Consider the following 15,799-nt stretch of genomic DNA (forward strand, 5'->3'; position numbering starts at 1 on the left):
ACCAACTGAGCTATTCCCGCAAACAATTTTTTGTTTTATCGCCCCAACAAAGTAATAAAAACTTCATTGGTACGGGGTGCGCATTATACGAAATATTAAGATACTAGCAAGCCCCACAGCGCAAATTTTTCATTTTTTTGTTTGTTTGCTGACAAATTAAACATAATGATGATTTTATCATCGCTGATTGTAATCTTTTGATTTCAATCAATTAACATTGTTTACTTTTATGAACTCAATAAAAATTAGGGCCTAAAAATACACTTAAAGTAAATAATCGCTATTTTTCTTGAACCCAATCTTCAATTCTTAACCCCTCAACACGTTCAAACTCTCGAGTATTATTAGTCACAACAATAAGTCCTTTACTCCTTGCATGAGCTGCAATGTGTAAATCATTTTCCCCAATTCTTTTCCCTTGTTTCTCGAGGCTTGCTCTTATGTCACCATAATGGAAAGCAGCCAGCTCATCGTAAGGCAAGACCGTCAATCTAGAAACAAAATCATTAACAGTGGCAAGATTCTTCGTTGGATTCATGCTTTTCTCTGCCCCAAAAACTAATTCTGCAAGTGTAATAGCTGAAATAGCTAATTGACTAGCATGCTGATTAAATTTAGGGAGCAGTGACGAAGGACGACGTTTTATTGTAAAAATAATGATGTTTGTATCAAGTAAAAACTTAATCATCAAAAGATTCTCTGTGAGTTGGAACCTGCTCAACCCGTGATGATAAAAAATCATCGGTTATATCGGATTCAAATAAAAAGAAGCTATCCCAAGTATTTTGAACGGGAGTAATAATTCGCTCTTTACCCTTAGCCCTCACGATGACCTCTTTCACATCATCAGGAAAGCGTAATTCCGCAGGCAAGCGAACATTTTGAGTACGATTATTCATAAAAACTTTACTATGTAGAATCATCATATCTCTCCTAAACCAATGCTATATAGCTTAAGTATATAGCATCTATTTTATTGTTTCAACATTGTACAAATAGATTAATTATTCGCCATACTAATAACCAGTTTTATCCAAACAAAATTGGCTACCCGACGGCAGCCAATATTATTGTCATTCTGTGATTTAATGATGACTTAACACCCTAATAACCAGGCATTTTAAGTGAAAAACAGATCACTTATTTGATGAAGGTCTCACGGTAATAAGCCAACTCCGCAACCGACTCACGAATATCATCCAGCGCTTGATGCGTATTCTTTTTGGAAAATCCCGCTAAGATTTCGGGCTTCCAGCGACGTGCTAGCTCTTTCAATGTACTGACATCAAGGTATCGATAGTGGAAATAACTTTCTAACTCCGGCATGTAGTTGAACAGGAAACGACGATCTTGCCCTACACTGTTACCACAAATCGGTGATGCACCTTTAGGTACCCATTTTTCGAGAAATTCAATCGTCGCCAGTTCTGCTTCACGGTCGTGGATAATACTCTTACGAACACGCTCAACTAAGCCGCTCCCCGTATGGGTATTCACATTCCATTCATCCATTAAAGCTAGCTGTTCATCGGTTTGATGAACAGCAATCACAGGGCCTTCAGCTAAGATATTAAGTTGGCTATCGGTGACTATAGTGGCAATTTCAATAATACGATCGCGGATAGGATCAAGGCCGGTCATTTCTAAATCGATCCAAATTAAATTATTCTCATTCTTTTGCATGATATACCCTAACTGCATTCTATGAAGTTAAGGTATGATACCACCGTTCACACTTCGAGTTACAGGTGTGTTGCCTTCTCGTTATTCACCGAATTTTAGCGGGCAACCTATTAATATGTGCTGAATTACAAGTGTGTTACCTTAGTTTAAGGCGCCAGATTTAATTTAACGCGTCAAATTATTTACCCAATATATTCAAATCAGCGAACCACAGCCAAGAGTACAAGAGAGGTCAGGTGGCTAAACAAAAACTTTCGAAAGGCCAGCAACGCCGCGTTCAAGAAAATCATCAAAAAAGACTCAGAAAACCAAAAACGATTGAAATTGATGATAACCAACTCGGTGAAGCTCAAGAAGGCTTAGTGATTAGCCGTTTTGGGCAACATGCGGACATCGAAGCCAGTGATGGCACAATTCAACGCTGTAACTTGCGTAGAACTATTTCATCGCTAGTGACTGGTGATAAAGTCGTTTGGCGCCCAGCGCTAAACACACAAAGTGATATTAAAGTTAATGGTGTTGTGGAAGCTGTTCACGAACGGCATTCAGTACTAACTCGCCCTGATTATTATGATGGTTTGAAACCTATTGCAGCAAATATTGACCATATTGTCGTTGTTTCGGCGATTTTACCTGAACTTTCACTAAACATTATCGACCGTTATCTTGTCGCTTGTGAAACCACCGGTATCAAAGCCATTATTGTGCTCAATAAAATAGACTTGTTAGATGAAGAGAATCGCGGATGGGTGAGTGATCTCATGACGATTTATAGCGATATTGGCTATCAAGTTATCGAGGTATCCAGTCACACCAATGAAGGAATGGAAGTACTTACTAACGCCTTAGAAGGTAAAGTTTCAGTATTTGTGGGTCAATCCGGGGTAGGGAAATCCAGTTTACTCAATACGTTGTTGCCTCATAATGAAACCATACTCGTCAATGATGTTTCCGGCAATTCAGGGCTGGGGCAGCATACAACAACCGCCTCGAGACTGTATCACTTCCCACAAGGTGGCGATGTAATTGACTCACCCGGCGTACGTGAATTCGGTCTTTGGCACCTAACAACGGAACAAGTGACCAAAGGATTTGTCGAATTTAAAGACTATCTCGGTGGCTGTAAATTCCGTGACTGTAAACATTTAGATGACCCAGGCTGCTTATTACGCCAAGCCACCGATGAAGGCAAAATTGCTGAATCACGCTTTGAGAACTACCATCGCATATTAGAAAGTATGGAACAGGTTAAGCCACGTGGCAATTTCACGGGTAAAGAGAAATAACCCAAGTCAGCCTTACTTTAAGTTAGTGTGCACTTACATTCATTTATCAATTGATAAATAAAAAAACACTCTAAATCATCTGAGTGATTAAAATAAACAGCTCTTAATAGTTTGAATTATAAATAAGTAAGCAAATGTCCTAAATAATTCGAATTATAGGTAGCCGGCAAACGAAGATATCCTGAGGAGCATACATTAGTATGTGACTTAGGGAGCTGAGCGTAGCCAACACCCCTATAATTCGAAGTATGACGGACATGATGTATGTGACTCAGGGAGCTGAGCATAGCCAACACCCCTATAATTTGAAGTATGACGGACATGAAAAAAGTAAAGATTCTTCAGGTTATTGAAACAAACTATATCAAAGGTACAATAGCCGCTTTTCGCTAACTTGCCTTTAAAAATCAGAGGTTAACGTGCTAGATAATATTAAAATCCGTTTGCAATATATACTTCCTAAACAAGGACTTACTAAATTCGCAGGCTGGTTTGCTGATAAAAATGCCGGTTTTGTTACTCAGTGGGCAATCAAACTGTTTGCTAAAGCCTATAAAGTTAACATGAACGAAGCACAAAAAAGTGAGTTAACCGCTTATGCCACTTTTAATGATTTTTTTGTACGCGCTTTAAGAGATGATGCTCGTCCTATTGTGGCGCTAGACAATCAACTCGCACAGCCTGCTGATGGTGCTGTTAGCCAATTAGGTCCAATCAATGATGACCTAATTTTTCAAGCAAAAGGCCATAATTACACTATTGAAGCTTTACTGGCAGGTCAGTATCAATTAGCGGAAAAATTCCGTGGTGGCGACTTTATCACAACTTATCTTTCACCGAGTGACTATCACCGCGTACATATGCCTTGTGATGGTTTATTAACAGAGATGATTTATGTGCCTGGGGATTTATTTTCAGTTAACCCATTAACTGCCGCCAATGTTCCTAACTTATTTGCCCGTAACGAACGCCTCATCTGTGTGTTTGAAACACCAATAGGTTCAATGATTCAAATATTAGTCGGTGCGACTATTGTAGGCAGTATTGAGACTGTTTGGAGCGGCTGTGTTAATACGCAACGCGAAGGCGTAATCAAACGTTGGACATATCCAACCGCGCATTCAGAAGGTGCAGTTTTTCTGAAAAAAGGTGACGAAATGGGACGCTTTAAATTAGGCTCAACCGTTATTAACTTATTTGAACCTAATACCATCAGTTTCAATTCATCACTGATCCCAGGCTATGCAACCCGAATGGGTGAGTTACTTGCAGTGTCTGTGAATGATGAAAAACAAACTGACGAGTCCACCGGATCATAATCATTTATTCTGTTACTTGAAGGAGCTCCTCACTGTGCGTTTGATTTTCAGTTTTTTTCTTAGTCTGTTAATCGTATTCTCATCCGTTGCGGCGCCAATTGCCTCGCAGGATGAGACACAGATAAAGCAGGAGCTCAAACAGCTTGAATCAAGTAAAAATCCAAAAGATGCAGAAATTGCACAAGCATTACAAGGTGCGCTAAATTGGATTGGTGAAGCTAATGAGGCTGATGCTAAAGCTAAATCCTATCAGGATGCGATTGATAATTTCCCTAAAATTATTAAAACGCTCAGACAAAATTTGCTCAACGAAAGTGATGTACCCGCCTCTATTCCTGCCGGTATTACGCTAAGTGAGCTCGAACAACGTATTATACAGCTTAGTAGCCAGCTTCTTGACCAAGGACGCCTCACTCAACAAGAGCAGGATAAAGGACGAGAAATCAGTGAATCACTCAATTTGTTGCCACAGCAGCTTTCAGAGTCGAGGCGCCAATTAACAGATGCAACAACGCGTTTTCAATCCCTCAATACTCCCTCGACTCCGCTAGCAGAGGCACAGTATACTTTAGCTCAAGCCGAAGTAAGTGCTCGCAAATCCATCGTCAATGAATTAGAAATGGCGCAGTTATCAGCCAATAATCGTCAAGAAATTTCACGAATGACGTTGGAGCTGTATAAAAAGCGTTATCAGCGACTTGAGCTTGAATTACAAAATTTACGTGACTATCAGAATTCACAGCGTCAACAAAAAGCGGTATTAGCCTTAGAACATACCGAAATGCTCGCTGAGCAAGGCGAATTAACGCCGTATTTAAAAGAACAAATCGACATTAACCGTAAAATGTCGCAAGAATTGACTGATCAAGCGCAGCGCATGAGCGCCATCACCACCAGCCAATCTGAAATATCCAATAGCATCCGAGATGCACGCCAAGCACTCACCACTATCCGAGAACAAGCTCAGTGGATAAGTAGCTCAAGTACCTTGGGTGAAGCCTTGCGCTCACAGCTTTCCCGTTTACCTGATATGCCAAAAAGTCAGCAGCTTGACCGTGAGATGGCGGATTTACGGGTGCAGCGTTTAAATTATGAAGATATGCTTGAGCGCTTAACTAAGTTGGATGTCTCTGCGCTAGAAAGTGAAAACGCGCTTAGTCAGGCACAGATTCAGGTCTTTAAATCACTCATAAAAACACGCAAAGAATTATTGTCATCACTTATCTCAGGCTTTGATACTGAGATGCTTGAACTAACTAAACTCAATGTCGCAACGGGTCAATTAACCGATGCATTAAAAGAAGTTAAAGATGCGTCAAATCGCTATCTTTTCTGGGTAGCTGATGTCCCACCGGTTAGTATTCAATACCCTGTATTATTAGTCACAGATATTACCCAACTACTTTCATTAGACACTTTGTCTCAGTTAGTTGGTGCACTTAAAGTCATGGTAACAACCCAAGATTCGTTTCTATATCTGTTAGGGTCGATTATTTTAGTGATTTTTAGTGTCAGTACCCGTAAACATTATCAAGCGTTTCTAGACCGTTCTAGCCTACGTATTGGTAAAGTCACGCAAGATCGTTTTTATCTCACAATCCGCACCATTTTTTGGTCAATCATAGTGGCATTGCCGTTACCGATGATGTGGTCTGCCATCGGTTATGGGCTACAAAGTGCTTGGCAATTCCCTATGGCAGCCGCGATTGGTTATGGTGTTAGTGCCACCACTCCAGTATTGTGGCTATTTATGATCAGTGAGACTTTCTCTCGCCCGACAGGTTTATTTATTGCTCACTTTGGTTGGGACAAAGACGCGGTCAAACGCGCTATGCGTCACTACCGTTTAGCTATTTTTGTTATCGTCCCATTAGTGATGGCACTGATTACCTTTGAACACTATAGCGAAAGAGAATTTGCCGCAACAATTGGCCGCTTCTGCTTTTTACTACTGTGTGTCGCGTTAAGCTTAATCACCAACAATCTACGACGCTCACAAATTCCGCTTTACCTTGATAGGCACGGATCAGGGGAAAATATCGTTAATAAAGCGCTATGGTTAATGATATTTCTTGCGCCAGTCGTAGCTGCATTTTTCTCAGTATTGGGCTATTTCTCAACCTCTCAAGCCCTGCTTGCTCGACTAGAAACCTCTGTCGCTATCTGGTTTGTAATACTGATTATTTATCATACTATTCGTCGCTGGATGTCAATGCAGCGCCGTAAACTTGCTTTCGAGCGTGCAAAACAGCGTCGTGCCGAAATGTTAGCCCAACGAGCAAAAGGGGAAGATGACAGCCAACACCCTAATGCTAGTAACGAAAGTAATATTGATATCGAAGAACAACTCATTGACCTTGATGCGATTAGCACTCAGTCAGTAGGTCTAGTTCGCTCAATTTTGACGATGATTGCATTGGTTTCGCTGATTTGGCTGTGGTCTGAACTGCATACCGCATTCTCATTCCTTGAAAACATTCGTCTGTGGGATGTAACCTCCACAATCAATGGTGTAGACACCATCCAAGCAATCACCATGGGATCAATTTTCATTGCCATATTGGCGATTATCGTAACAGCTCAACTGGTACGAAATCTCCCTGCGCTACTTGAGCTCGCGGTGTTACAACATTTAGATTTAACGCCAGGTACGGGCTACGCCATCAGTACCTTGACCAAATATACTATTACCATCATTGGTACTATTGTTGGCTTTTCAATGCTCGGGATTGATTGGTCAAAATTACAATGGTTAGTCGCCGCAATGGGGGTTGGGTTAGGTTTCGGGTTACAAGAAATCTTTGCTAATATTATCTCAGGTTTAATGATTTTGTTTGAAAAGCCTATTCGTATTGGCGACACCGTTACCATTCGTAATTTAACCGGTAATATCACTAAGATTAATACTCGTGCGACAACGCTAACAGACTGGGATAGAAAAGAAATTATCGTTCCAAATAAAGCGTTTATTACTGAGCAGTTTATTAACTGGTCACTATCAGACACTATCACTCGTATCGTCATGACAATTCCAGCACCTGCCGACACCAATAGTGAGCTCGTCACCAATACTATATTAAGAGCCGCAGAGCGCTCGACAATGATTTTAGAAACACCAAACCCCGAGGTTTATCTTGTTGATTTACAACAAGGTATTCAGATTTTCGAATTACGTATCTATGCCGCTGAAATGGGACATCGTATGCCTGCACGTCATGAAGTGCACCAAAATATCTTGGCAGCCTTCGCAGAACAAGGCATCCCGTTACCATTCCCACCGTTCCAAGCTCGAGTGGATGTCCGCGATAATACGCTACAAAGTGCGACTGGACGTAACCCAGCACGTAAATCTGGAGAACTCTAATACTTGTAGGGACTAAGTACCTTTAGTCCCTCGTTTTTCTTTCAAGGCCATGGCATGACCCAAACTTCAAGTTCGCAAGATGAGTCAATTAAGCTTAAAGTAGCGCAAATAGAGCGCATTGGCTCTATTCTCTTTTTTTTGATCCCATTAGTTATCTTATTAATTGTTGGAAAAACATTTGCGTTTAATACCTTGTATCTATGGCAAGGTTTTAGCTTATTGTATCTTGTCGTGTATCGCTTATTGTTGAGAAAGCTTTCGTCTAAAGAAATGCAGTTAAAGGTACGTCGAGGATGGGGATATAATCGTTTCTACCGATTTTGCTGGGGCTATTTGGTGTTATCAATCATTATTATGGTGGGATACCAAACGATATCCCACTAACGAGTTACTTAGCTTTGTGTGAAACCATAGGTTTTAATATAATTATCCGCTAATTGCTTCGCTTGCTGTAATTCTTCTTCATCGAGCTGTGCGGCGATTTTGTCTTGCAGCTTATGACTTTCTTTATTACCACTATAAACCGCCGTCGCGAGCCATGCATACGCCTGGCGAAGGCTTTTACTCACACCTTTACCTTCTGAATACATAACACCAAGCCTGTCTTGTGATTTAGCATCACGCTGCTTGGCGGCTTTTCTAAACCAAAATACCGCTTTTTCGTGGTCAACATCCACGCCACTACCCACAGAATACATTTGTCCAATGTTAAACTGGGCGATAACATTTCCACCTTGAGCCGCTTTTCTGAACCAAAAAGCCGCTTTTTTTACATCTTGAGCCACACCCAGACCTTGGGCATACATCATCGCCATATTAGTTTCTGCGCGAGTATCCCCCTTTTGGGCCGCTTGTTCATACCACAGCATGGCTTTATCATAATCACGGCGCACACCGAAACCATTCACATACATTGTACCTAACCTGAACTGAGCATCTGAATTCCCCTGATCCCCAGCTTTAATAAACCATTGTGCTGCCATACTAGAGTCTTGAGAAACACCACTACCTTTAAAATAAAGTTCACCAAGCAAGAATTGCGCTGCAGAATCACCATTTTCGGCTGACTGCTTAATTTGTTCTATTGTCGGTTGTTTCGCTGATCCAGAGGTTGCTGGTATTGCGGCAGGTGTAGCAAGTAATACAGAACTAAAACAAACAGATCCCAACAAAAGCGCTAACGCAATTTTCTTCATCCTAAAAAACCCTCAACAGTACAATATACCCACGAACAACTCCCTAATATTCAGTATTATCGGCCAATCCTGAATATCATCTAGCTTAAACTTGCTTTGCAATATAAAGAATAGGAAAAATGACTTTATTACTGTTAATTGCACTTTATTTGCATAAACTGAATTTTATTTTCATTAACCAGACTTTCATTGCCGACATTGATTTGTTGAACCAACAAAAAAGCCAGATAGTTATTTAAATTCTATCTGGCTCTGTCAGAAAAGCATTCAAATAACGATTATGATTTAATCAAATATTCATTTCTTAAATAACGAGCGACCGCATCATCCTCATTTGAACCAATAATTTCCATCTGAGGTAACGAATCTTTTAGTAATTGATGCGCATTTTGCATAATGCAGCCTTTACCTGCCATTGCTAGCATCTCTTTATCATTCATGCCATCACCAAAAGCGATACAATCATTGGTCATATAACCATGAAGCTCAGCAACTTGTTTTAAGGCTTCACCTTTAGAAACCGCCCCCGCCATCACTTCAAGACAATTACGTAAAGAGAAAGTCACATTGACTTTATCTTGCCAACGTTTCTGGATACGTTGCTGCAAATCAACCAGCATCTCATGATCTTCACTGGTGTAGTAAACTTTGCACACTTCAGCGGTTGGAAAGTTATGTCTATCAAATAACTGATAATTAAACACTGACTCTTTAAAAAACTCTTTTTGTTCAGGGCTTTCTCGATTGATAAACCAAACATCCCCATGATAGTAATTGGTAATAAGCTCAGGATTATCAAACTCCATCAAGCAAAGTTCATGGGCAATTTGTGGCTCAACATTATGTTCAAAAACTAAATTTCCGTTGGCATCATGAATTCGAGCACCATTCGAGGTGATCATGTAAGCATCTATGCCTAATCCGTCTCGGATCTGGCCAACATCAATATGATGACGTCCAGTCGCAAACACAAAACGGACACCTTGGGTTGTCACTAATTGTTTTAGCGTTTCTTTCGTATAAGGCGTTAAATCGTGATTGGGGGATAAAAGGGTACCGTCCAAATCGGAAGCAACAACAGGATATTTCATACTTTTTCCTAGCTAATACTGTTCAAAAAAATCACAAATTGCATTCAAAGCCATCGCTCTCAATGCATCGACTTCAAACAGGATTTCATGGTGAGCCCCTTCAATTATGAGGGGTAATTTTTCTTCTCTTCCTGTTTGCGCTTTTTGCCGACTTTGACAAAAAGCCTGTAGCTCTCGATTACTAACCACTTTTTCTTCACTGGCTTCTAACACCATCAGTGGTACATCTATCTCTCCCGCTTTCGCAATAAGCTCATCGCTAATCACAAAACTTTCTCGTAACCAGTGGTATGTAGGGCCACCGAGACGTAATTCGGGGTAATCTGCATAATAACGCAGGTAACGACGATAACGCTCTTGACTATGTGTAAGCACGTTAATCAAATAAGGTAAAGGCTGCCATTTACCTGTCGAAGCCGCATAGTCATTGCGTACACTTTGGCGAGATTCTGCTCTATCAACGATAAAACTGGCTAACCAACGTGGCATTGGTAAATTAATGCCGATCATCGGCGCACACAGTGCTGCCGCATCAAAAGTCACGCTATCGCGCAATAAATATCCAGCAAGGATCGCGCTGCCCATCGAATGGCCAAGGGCATAACATTTAGGATAATGCCTACATTTTACTTCTAATTCAATAAACTGAGCAAAGTCATCAATATAATCGGTAAATTTTTCAACATGACCTTTTTGAGGATCTGAAAGCATACGCCCTGAGCGCCCTTGACCACGATGGTCGAGGATAAAAACATCAAAACCCAAATGGTAAAAATCATAGGCTATTTCAGGATATTTAACATAACTTTCACTACGGCCGGGAGAAATTACAATGGCTTTATTGTGTTTAGAACGAATAAAACGAACATAGTGAATAGGGATATCATCGACACCGAGGAATGTCGCTTCTTCACGAAGCTGCCAAAAATCTAAAAGCGGGCCGTTGGTAAAGGCAGAAAATTGAGATTCTCGGTTTAACCAACTTGCTTTTAGGCTTTTTGGGGTCATCAAGTCTATCCTTTATTTATTCATCATAGCCTTCAAGATGATCTCGGATAAGAGCCATAAAAGCCTCACCGAAACGCTCTAATTTTCGTTCACCCACTCCATTAATTAGTAACAATTCAACGGATGTTGTTGGGCAATGCTCAGACATCTCAATTAATGTTGCATCATTAAAAACAACAAATGGCGGCATATTACTTTCATCAGCAATCGATTTACGCAATTTACGTAGCTTAGCAAAAAGTTTCTTATCATAATTGCCACGGTAAACTTTGCTCTGTTGATTACGACTTTTCGTCACAAGCACACGAGGAACAGCAAGTTGCAACGGTAGCTCGCCTCGTAATATTGGCCTTGCCGCTTCAGTAAGCTGTAAGGCAGAAAAATGGGTAATATTTTGGGAAATCATTCCCATATGGATAAGCTGACGGATCACACTCACCCAATGCTCATTACTTTGCTCTTTCCCAATACCATAGACAGGGAGCTTATCGTGAGCAAAATCACGGATACGCTGATTATTTGCGCCTCGTAAGATTTCGACAATATAACCAATACCAAAGCGCTGGCCGACACGATAAATACAAGAAAGTGCCTTTTGAGCATCAACTAACCCATCATACTGTTTCGGTGGGTCTAAACAAATATCGCAGTTACCACATGGTTGCTGTCGATTTTCACCAAAATAGTTCAGTAATACCAGACGGCGGCAAGTTTGTGCTTCCGCAAATGCGGCGATAGCATTGAGTTTATGACGTTCAATATCTTGCTGCATTCCAGCAGGTTTTTCTTCTAAACAGCGACGAAGCCATGCCATATCCGCAGGGTCATAGAACAAAATAGCTTCTGCTTCCACACCATCACGCCCTGCTCGCCCCGTTTCTTGATAATACGCTTCGATATTACGAGGAATATCAAAATGCGCCACAAAACGTACATTAGACTTGTTAATGCCCATACCAAAAGCAACAGTTGCGACGACAATTTGCAGATTATCTTTTAAAAAAGCATCTTGTACCCACTCGCGCTGCTGACTATCTAATCCTGCATGATAAGCCCCAACACTTAAACCGCGTTTTTGTAGTCGCTCTGCGGTTTCTTCAACCTTGCTCCGGCTATTGCAATAAACAATACCAGATTTACCTTTCTGGGCTTTAATAAAAAACCACAATTGGTCTAATGGCTTATATTTCTCAACGAGAGTGTAACGAATATTTGGCCGATCAAAACTACTGACGTGCACTAACGGGTCTTGCAATGCTAATAGACGAATAATATCGGCACGAGTGGTTTCATCTGCTGTCGCGGTTAGCGCCATCACAGGTACGTTAGGTAAAGATTGTCGCAATTGACCTAATGAACGATATTCAGGACGAAAATCATGTCCCCACTGAGAGATGCAGTGCGCCTCATCAACCGCCAATAAAGTGATATTCCAATTAGTTAACTGACTTAAAAAATAGTCCGTCAATAATCGTTCAGGAGCAACATACAGAAGCTTTATCTCCCCTTGCCCACACAACTCCATAATTTGGCGCTGTTCTTGTGAAGTTTGCGAGGAATTCAAACACGCAGCATTCACACCATGCAATCGTAATTGATCGACTTGATCTTTCATTAATGAAATAAGTGGCGAAACAACTAAAGTTACACCATCTTTGACCAACGCAGGCACTTGGTAACAGAGGGATTTTCCTCCACCGGTTGGCATTAAAACCAAACAATCACGGTTATCAATAATCGCTCCAATGACAGCATCTTGCCCTGGACGAAACGACTGGTAGCCGAAAGTACTATTAAGCACATTTTCAGCCAATGATAATTGGTCAATGATACAAGCGGTGGACACAAGCTTCCTTAATATCTAAAGCAAATAGCTGCCTATTTAGAGCAGCTAAGTCTTGGCTAGCAAACCTTACAACCTATCAAGATACTATCTTGAAACGCAGGAGATGTCTGCTAGCAAATAAAATTTGCGGCGGGTTACAGCATGTCGTTTAACATGACTCCAATACCGAAACGTGTCTGACGGTAGTTATAGTCTATCATCGACTCGCCATATCCACTAAATAGCTGAGTATATAATCTGACGTGTTGACTAATTGGATAGCTCCAGCCTAATTCAGCGCCACCATAACCACTATTCCAATTATAACGTCCGGTAGCAGTTACCACACTGTCACCCAGTGCATAACCCACTTTTAAACGGTAATACCCCATATACTTGGTGATATCGCGATTATCATCGCTACCTTCACTTTCATGAATCCGATACCAAGGTTTAAGGTCGACTTGCCAATTACCATTTTGCGCCATAGCGCGTGCATACACACGGTTCCAACTGCGTGACGTCGGATCAGAGCGTCCGTTCGATTCATGGTTGAAACCTGTTTCAAATTCACGCACTGTCCAGCCACCTAACTGATAGTCGGTTAGCCAGCCAACAAAAATCTGAGGTTCGTAGTTGGTTTCACGAAAAGGTGAAGACTCTTTCTTATTACTGAGTTGCCACCAAGAGCGTTGAGTATAAGATACGGCTAAAATAGAATCATCCCCTGCAATCCCAGCCCAAAGCGGGAAAGCAAGACTCAATTGAAATTTCACTTCATCATTTAGCGCGTCATGAGCCCAGTCATAGCTTGAGATAGCCTTTTTATTCATTGAAGAAGTGTAGGTATAAATAATGTAATTTGACTCATAAGGATATAGCACAAAAGGATTATCATAATTTTGAAGTAGCCCAGAAATAATACTACCTCGAATCGGCGAATTATCCGTTACATCCTGTTTTGGTTGCACATCCGTATTTTCAGTAGCAAACAGTGATACAGACCAAAAACTGAGCACAGCACTCAATAACATCGGTAAAGCACGCATCAGTCATTCCTATATTTAACAATGTCAAAAAAACTTTGTCTTATTTTACACACAAAACTCAATAGCTGTTGAAAGATTATTCATTTGTTTGTTAGAGACACCGATCAAACATAATGATAACTTATAATTCACATATTTTTAAAAGGATGAAGATGATGAATGATCGTACTTACACTTTTGAAGAAGCCAGTGAGCTCATGAGTAATGCTTTTATCTATAAAATGCCTTTCAATCAATTATTAGGGATAAAACTGGCTAATATGAGTGACGATTTTGTGCAATTAACCGTTGAAAATCGCCCTGAATTAATCGGTAATTTTACTCAAAATATTCTTCATGGTGGTGTCATTGCCTCAATACTTGATGTCGCCGGTGGCATGGTATGCATCAACCGTATGCTTCAACGTATTAACCCATTAGTTCATCAAGAAATTGTCGATAAAATGTCTCGTATGGGCACCATTGACCTACGTGTTGATTACTTACGCCCCGGGCGCGGTGAAATATTTACCGCCAGTGCCAGTCTTTTGCGTGATGGCAATAAAATCGCCGTAACCCGATGTGAATTACATAACGAGCGCAACCAACACATTGCAACTGCCACCGCGACCTACCTTATTGGATAATATATATCTGTAAAAAATTAGTTACCTAGTAAACTAATAACTTGTAAAAAAACCTGAGCAATGTCACATTAGAGCAAGTCCAGATCGAGCCAATAAATGAGTCGGCTCGATATCTAAAATTCGATTTTCCTTAGTCATTAATTCAATTTCAGAGCCAACAATGAGCCAGCAAAATACTACCAAAGGCGTATTATGTGCCTTGGGCGCCTATTTTATTTGGGGTGTCGCGCCTATTTATTTTAAAACGATTAAAGAAGTCCCCGCAGAAGAGATCCTGACTCACCGTATTATCTGGTCATTTTTCTTTATGCTCATTCTATTAACTGCAACTCGGCATTGGAGCTATATGCGCCAAGTGCTAAAACACCCTAAAAAAATATTAATATTAGGCGTAACGGCGGTCACGATTGCATCAAATTGGCTCATTTATATTTGGGCCGTTAATAACGGCCATATGCTACAAGCCAGTCTTGGTTATTTTATTAACCCGCTCATTAACGTGTTATTCGGTATGCTATTTTTGCAAGAACGCTTTCGCCGAATGCAATGGATAGCGGTTGGACTTGCATTGACAGGCGTTTTAATCCAATTATGGCAGTTTGGCTCAGTGCCTGTCATTGGTTTAAGCCTTGCGGTTACCTTCGCAACTTATGGTCTCTTACGTAAAAAATTAGGTGTTGATGCACAAATAGGGATGACATTTGAAACCCTATGGTTGTTGCCTGTTGGCGTTATTTTCTTACTCTTTTTTGCTGATAGCCCGACAAGTAATATGGCCATGAATGATTGGCATCTAAATGTACTCCTTATTGCGGCAGGTGTTATCACCACCATTCCTTTATTACTATTTACTGAGGCTGCAAACCATTTACGCTTATCCACGCTTGGCTTTTTCCAATATATGGGCCCCAGTATTATGTTCTTACTTGCGGTCTTTATGTATGATGAAGTCATGACACCAGAACTACTTATCACCTTTGGTTTTATTTGGGTTGCATTAATTTTATTTACATTAGATGCATTATATACTCAACAAAAACTTAGAAAAAAAACAAATACTATCGCTTAATATCAGAATTAACACCTGATTAAGTGGCTTTAACCAAAACACTGATTATTATTGCCAATTGACAATATAGTCAGTGTTCCATTTTATGAGACCAAATTAATAAATTTATTTTATATAAATAATATAAATGACTTAATATTTAATTTCTGTTTAGTTTTATTTAAACAAAACTCATCAAGAAAATAGCTTAATTAAATTGAATATTTCTTACTATATTCACTAACAACTTATTTCACCATTCACCTCAAACAAAAAAATCGTTTAAAATACAATAAAATCAATA

The 15,799-nt window shown here is 40.3% G+C and carries 14 protein-coding genes; 6 read left to right on the top strand and 8 right to left on the bottom strand.

All coding sequences use genetic code 11. The features are described from left to right. Positions 1 to 280: 280 nt before the first annotated feature. From DD649_RS05115 to orn, 3 genes are all read right to left on the bottom strand, one after another. The gene (locus DD649_RS05115) at positions 281 to 688 is read right to left on the bottom strand and encodes a type II toxin-antitoxin system VapC family toxin (protein WP_294104290.1); all 408 of its coding nucleotides are present in this window, start codon (positions 686 to 688) and stop codon (positions 281 to 283) included. After that, the gene (gene vapB / locus DD649_RS05120; RefSeq protein WP_294104433.1) at positions 681 to 923 is read right to left on the bottom strand and encodes a type II toxin-antitoxin system VapB family antitoxin; all 243 of its coding nucleotides are present in this window, start codon (positions 921 to 923) and stop codon (positions 681 to 683) included. The genes DD649_RS05115 and vapB overlap by 8 nt, the downstream gene beginning before the upstream one ends. Before the next feature lie 217 nt (positions 924 to 1,140). Then, a complete protein-coding gene (orn, locus tag DD649_RS05125) occupies positions 1,141 to 1,683 on the bottom strand; it encodes an oligoribonuclease (RefSeq protein ID WP_294104292.1) in 543 nt (180 codons plus the stop codon). A 236-nt stretch (positions 1,684 to 1,919) separates the two neighbouring features. Between orn and rsgA the strand changes: the two genes are divergently transcribed. The 4 genes from rsgA to DD649_RS05145 all read left to right on the top strand — a co-directional run bounded on the left by rsgA (position 1,920) and on the right by DD649_RS05145 (position 8,036). Then, entirely contained in the window at positions 1,920 to 2,969 is a 1,050-nt protein-coding gene (gene rsgA, locus DD649_RS05130) for a small ribosomal subunit biogenesis GTPase RsgA (RefSeq protein ID WP_294104294.1), read from the top strand. Between the two features lie 419 nt (positions 2,970 to 3,388). Then, positions 3,389 to 4,288: an archaetidylserine decarboxylase gene (gene asd / locus DD649_RS05135; RefSeq protein WP_294104296.1), complete on the top strand. Its 900-nt coding sequence runs from the start codon at positions 3,389 to 3,391 to the stop codon at positions 4,286 to 4,288. A 34-nt stretch (positions 4,289 to 4,322) separates the two neighbouring features. Next, positions 4,323 to 7,652, top strand: a complete 3,330-nt coding sequence (gene mscM / locus DD649_RS05140) for a miniconductance mechanosensitive channel MscM (protein WP_294104298.1) — start codon at positions 4,323 to 4,325, stop codon at positions 7,650 to 7,652. A 54-nt stretch (positions 7,653 to 7,706) separates the two neighbouring features. Further along, a complete protein-coding gene (locus DD649_RS05145; RefSeq protein WP_294104300.1) occupies positions 7,707 to 8,036 on the top strand; it encodes a hypothetical protein in 330 nt (109 codons plus the stop codon). A gap of 8 nt (positions 8,037 to 8,044) precedes the next feature. Here the strand turns inward: DD649_RS05145 and DD649_RS05150 are convergent, their stop codons facing one another. The 5 genes from DD649_RS05150 to pldA all read right to left on the bottom strand — a co-directional run bounded on the left by DD649_RS05150 (position 8,045) and on the right by pldA (position 13,821). Further along, a complete protein-coding gene (locus DD649_RS05150; RefSeq protein ID WP_294104302.1) occupies positions 8,045 to 8,848 on the bottom strand; it encodes a tetratricopeptide repeat protein in 804 nt (267 codons plus the stop codon). Positions 8,849 to 9,126: 278 nt separating this feature from the next. Beyond that, positions 9,127 to 9,939: a sugar/pyridoxal phosphate phosphatase YigL gene (gene yigL / locus DD649_RS05155; protein ID WP_294104304.1), complete on the bottom strand. Its 813-nt coding sequence runs from the start codon at positions 9,937 to 9,939 to the stop codon at positions 9,127 to 9,129. 12 nt (positions 9,940 to 9,951) lie between these two features. Continuing rightward, positions 9,952 to 10,947 (bottom strand): lysophospholipase L2, encoded by a 996-nt coding sequence (gene pldB, locus DD649_RS05160; RefSeq protein ID WP_294104306.1) that lies wholly within the window; start codon positions 10,945 to 10,947, stop codon positions 9,952 to 9,954. A gap of 16 nt (positions 10,948 to 10,963) precedes the next feature. Further along, positions 10,964 to 12,793, bottom strand: a complete 1,830-nt coding sequence (gene recQ, locus DD649_RS05165) for an ATP-dependent DNA helicase RecQ (protein WP_294104308.1) — start codon at positions 12,791 to 12,793, stop codon at positions 10,964 to 10,966. Between the two features lie 134 nt (positions 12,794 to 12,927). Further along, positions 12,928 to 13,821 (bottom strand): phospholipase A, encoded by an 894-nt coding sequence (gene pldA, locus DD649_RS05170; protein ID WP_294104309.1) that lies wholly within the window; start codon positions 13,819 to 13,821, stop codon positions 12,928 to 12,930. A 155-nt stretch (positions 13,822 to 13,976) separates the two neighbouring features. On the opposite strand from pldA, the gene DD649_RS05175 reads away from it, so the two are divergent. Together DD649_RS05175 and rarD are read left to right on the top strand one after the other, a co-directional pair. Continuing rightward, the gene (locus DD649_RS05175) at positions 13,977 to 14,447 is read left to right on the top strand and encodes a thioesterase family protein (RefSeq protein WP_294104310.1); all 471 of its coding nucleotides are present in this window, start codon (positions 13,977 to 13,979) and stop codon (positions 14,445 to 14,447) included. 160 nt (positions 14,448 to 14,607) lie between these two features. Beyond that, positions 14,608 to 15,516, top strand: coding sequence for an EamA family transporter RarD (gene rarD, locus DD649_RS05180; protein ID WP_294104311.1), 909 nt, complete (start codon positions 14,608 to 14,610; stop codon positions 15,514 to 15,516). The last annotated feature ends 283 nt before the right edge of the window (positions 15,517 to 15,799 follow it).

This window comes from Providencia sp. (assembly GCF_003533305.1).
Taxonomy (GTDB): Bacteria; Pseudomonadota; Gammaproteobacteria; order Enterobacterales; family Enterobacteriaceae; genus Providencia.

Bases quoted from the DNA above. Each gene is read 5' to 3' on its own strand.
- orn (WP_294104292.1), bottom strand. From the start codon at position 1,683: ATGCAAAAGAATGAGAATAATTTAATTTGGATCGATTTAGAAATGACC.
- DD649_RS05150 (WP_294104302.1), bottom strand. From the start codon at position 8,848: ATGAAGAAAATTGCGTTAGCGCTTTTGTTGGGATCTGTTTGTTTTAGT.
- rarD (WP_294104311.1), top strand. From the start codon at position 14,608: ATGAGCCAGCAAAATACTACCAAAGGCGTATTATGTGCCTTGGGCGCC.
- yigL (WP_294104304.1), bottom strand. From the start codon at position 9,939: ATGAAATATCCTGTTGTTGCTTCCGATTTGGACGGTACCCTTTTATCC.
- DD649_RS05175 (WP_294104310.1), top strand. From the start codon at position 13,977: ATGAATGATCGTACTTACACTTTTGAAGAAGCCAGTGAGCTCATGAGT.
- DD649_RS05145 (WP_294104300.1), top strand. From the start codon at position 7,707: ATGACCCAAACTTCAAGTTCGCAAGATGAGTCAATTAAGCTTAAAGTA.
- pldB (WP_294104306.1), bottom strand. From the start codon at position 10,947: ATGACCCCAAAAAGCCTAAAAGCAAGTTGGTTAAACCGAGAATCTCAA.
- DD649_RS05115 (WP_294104290.1), bottom strand. From the start codon at position 688: ATGATTAAGTTTTTACTTGATACAAACATCATTATTTTTACAATAAAA.
- pldA (WP_294104309.1), bottom strand. From the start codon at position 13,821: ATGCGTGCTTTACCGATGTTATTGAGTGCTGTGCTCAGTTTTTGGTCT.
- vapB (WP_294104433.1), bottom strand. From the start codon at position 923: ATGATTCTACATAGTAAAGTTTTTATGAATAATCGTACTCAAAATGTT.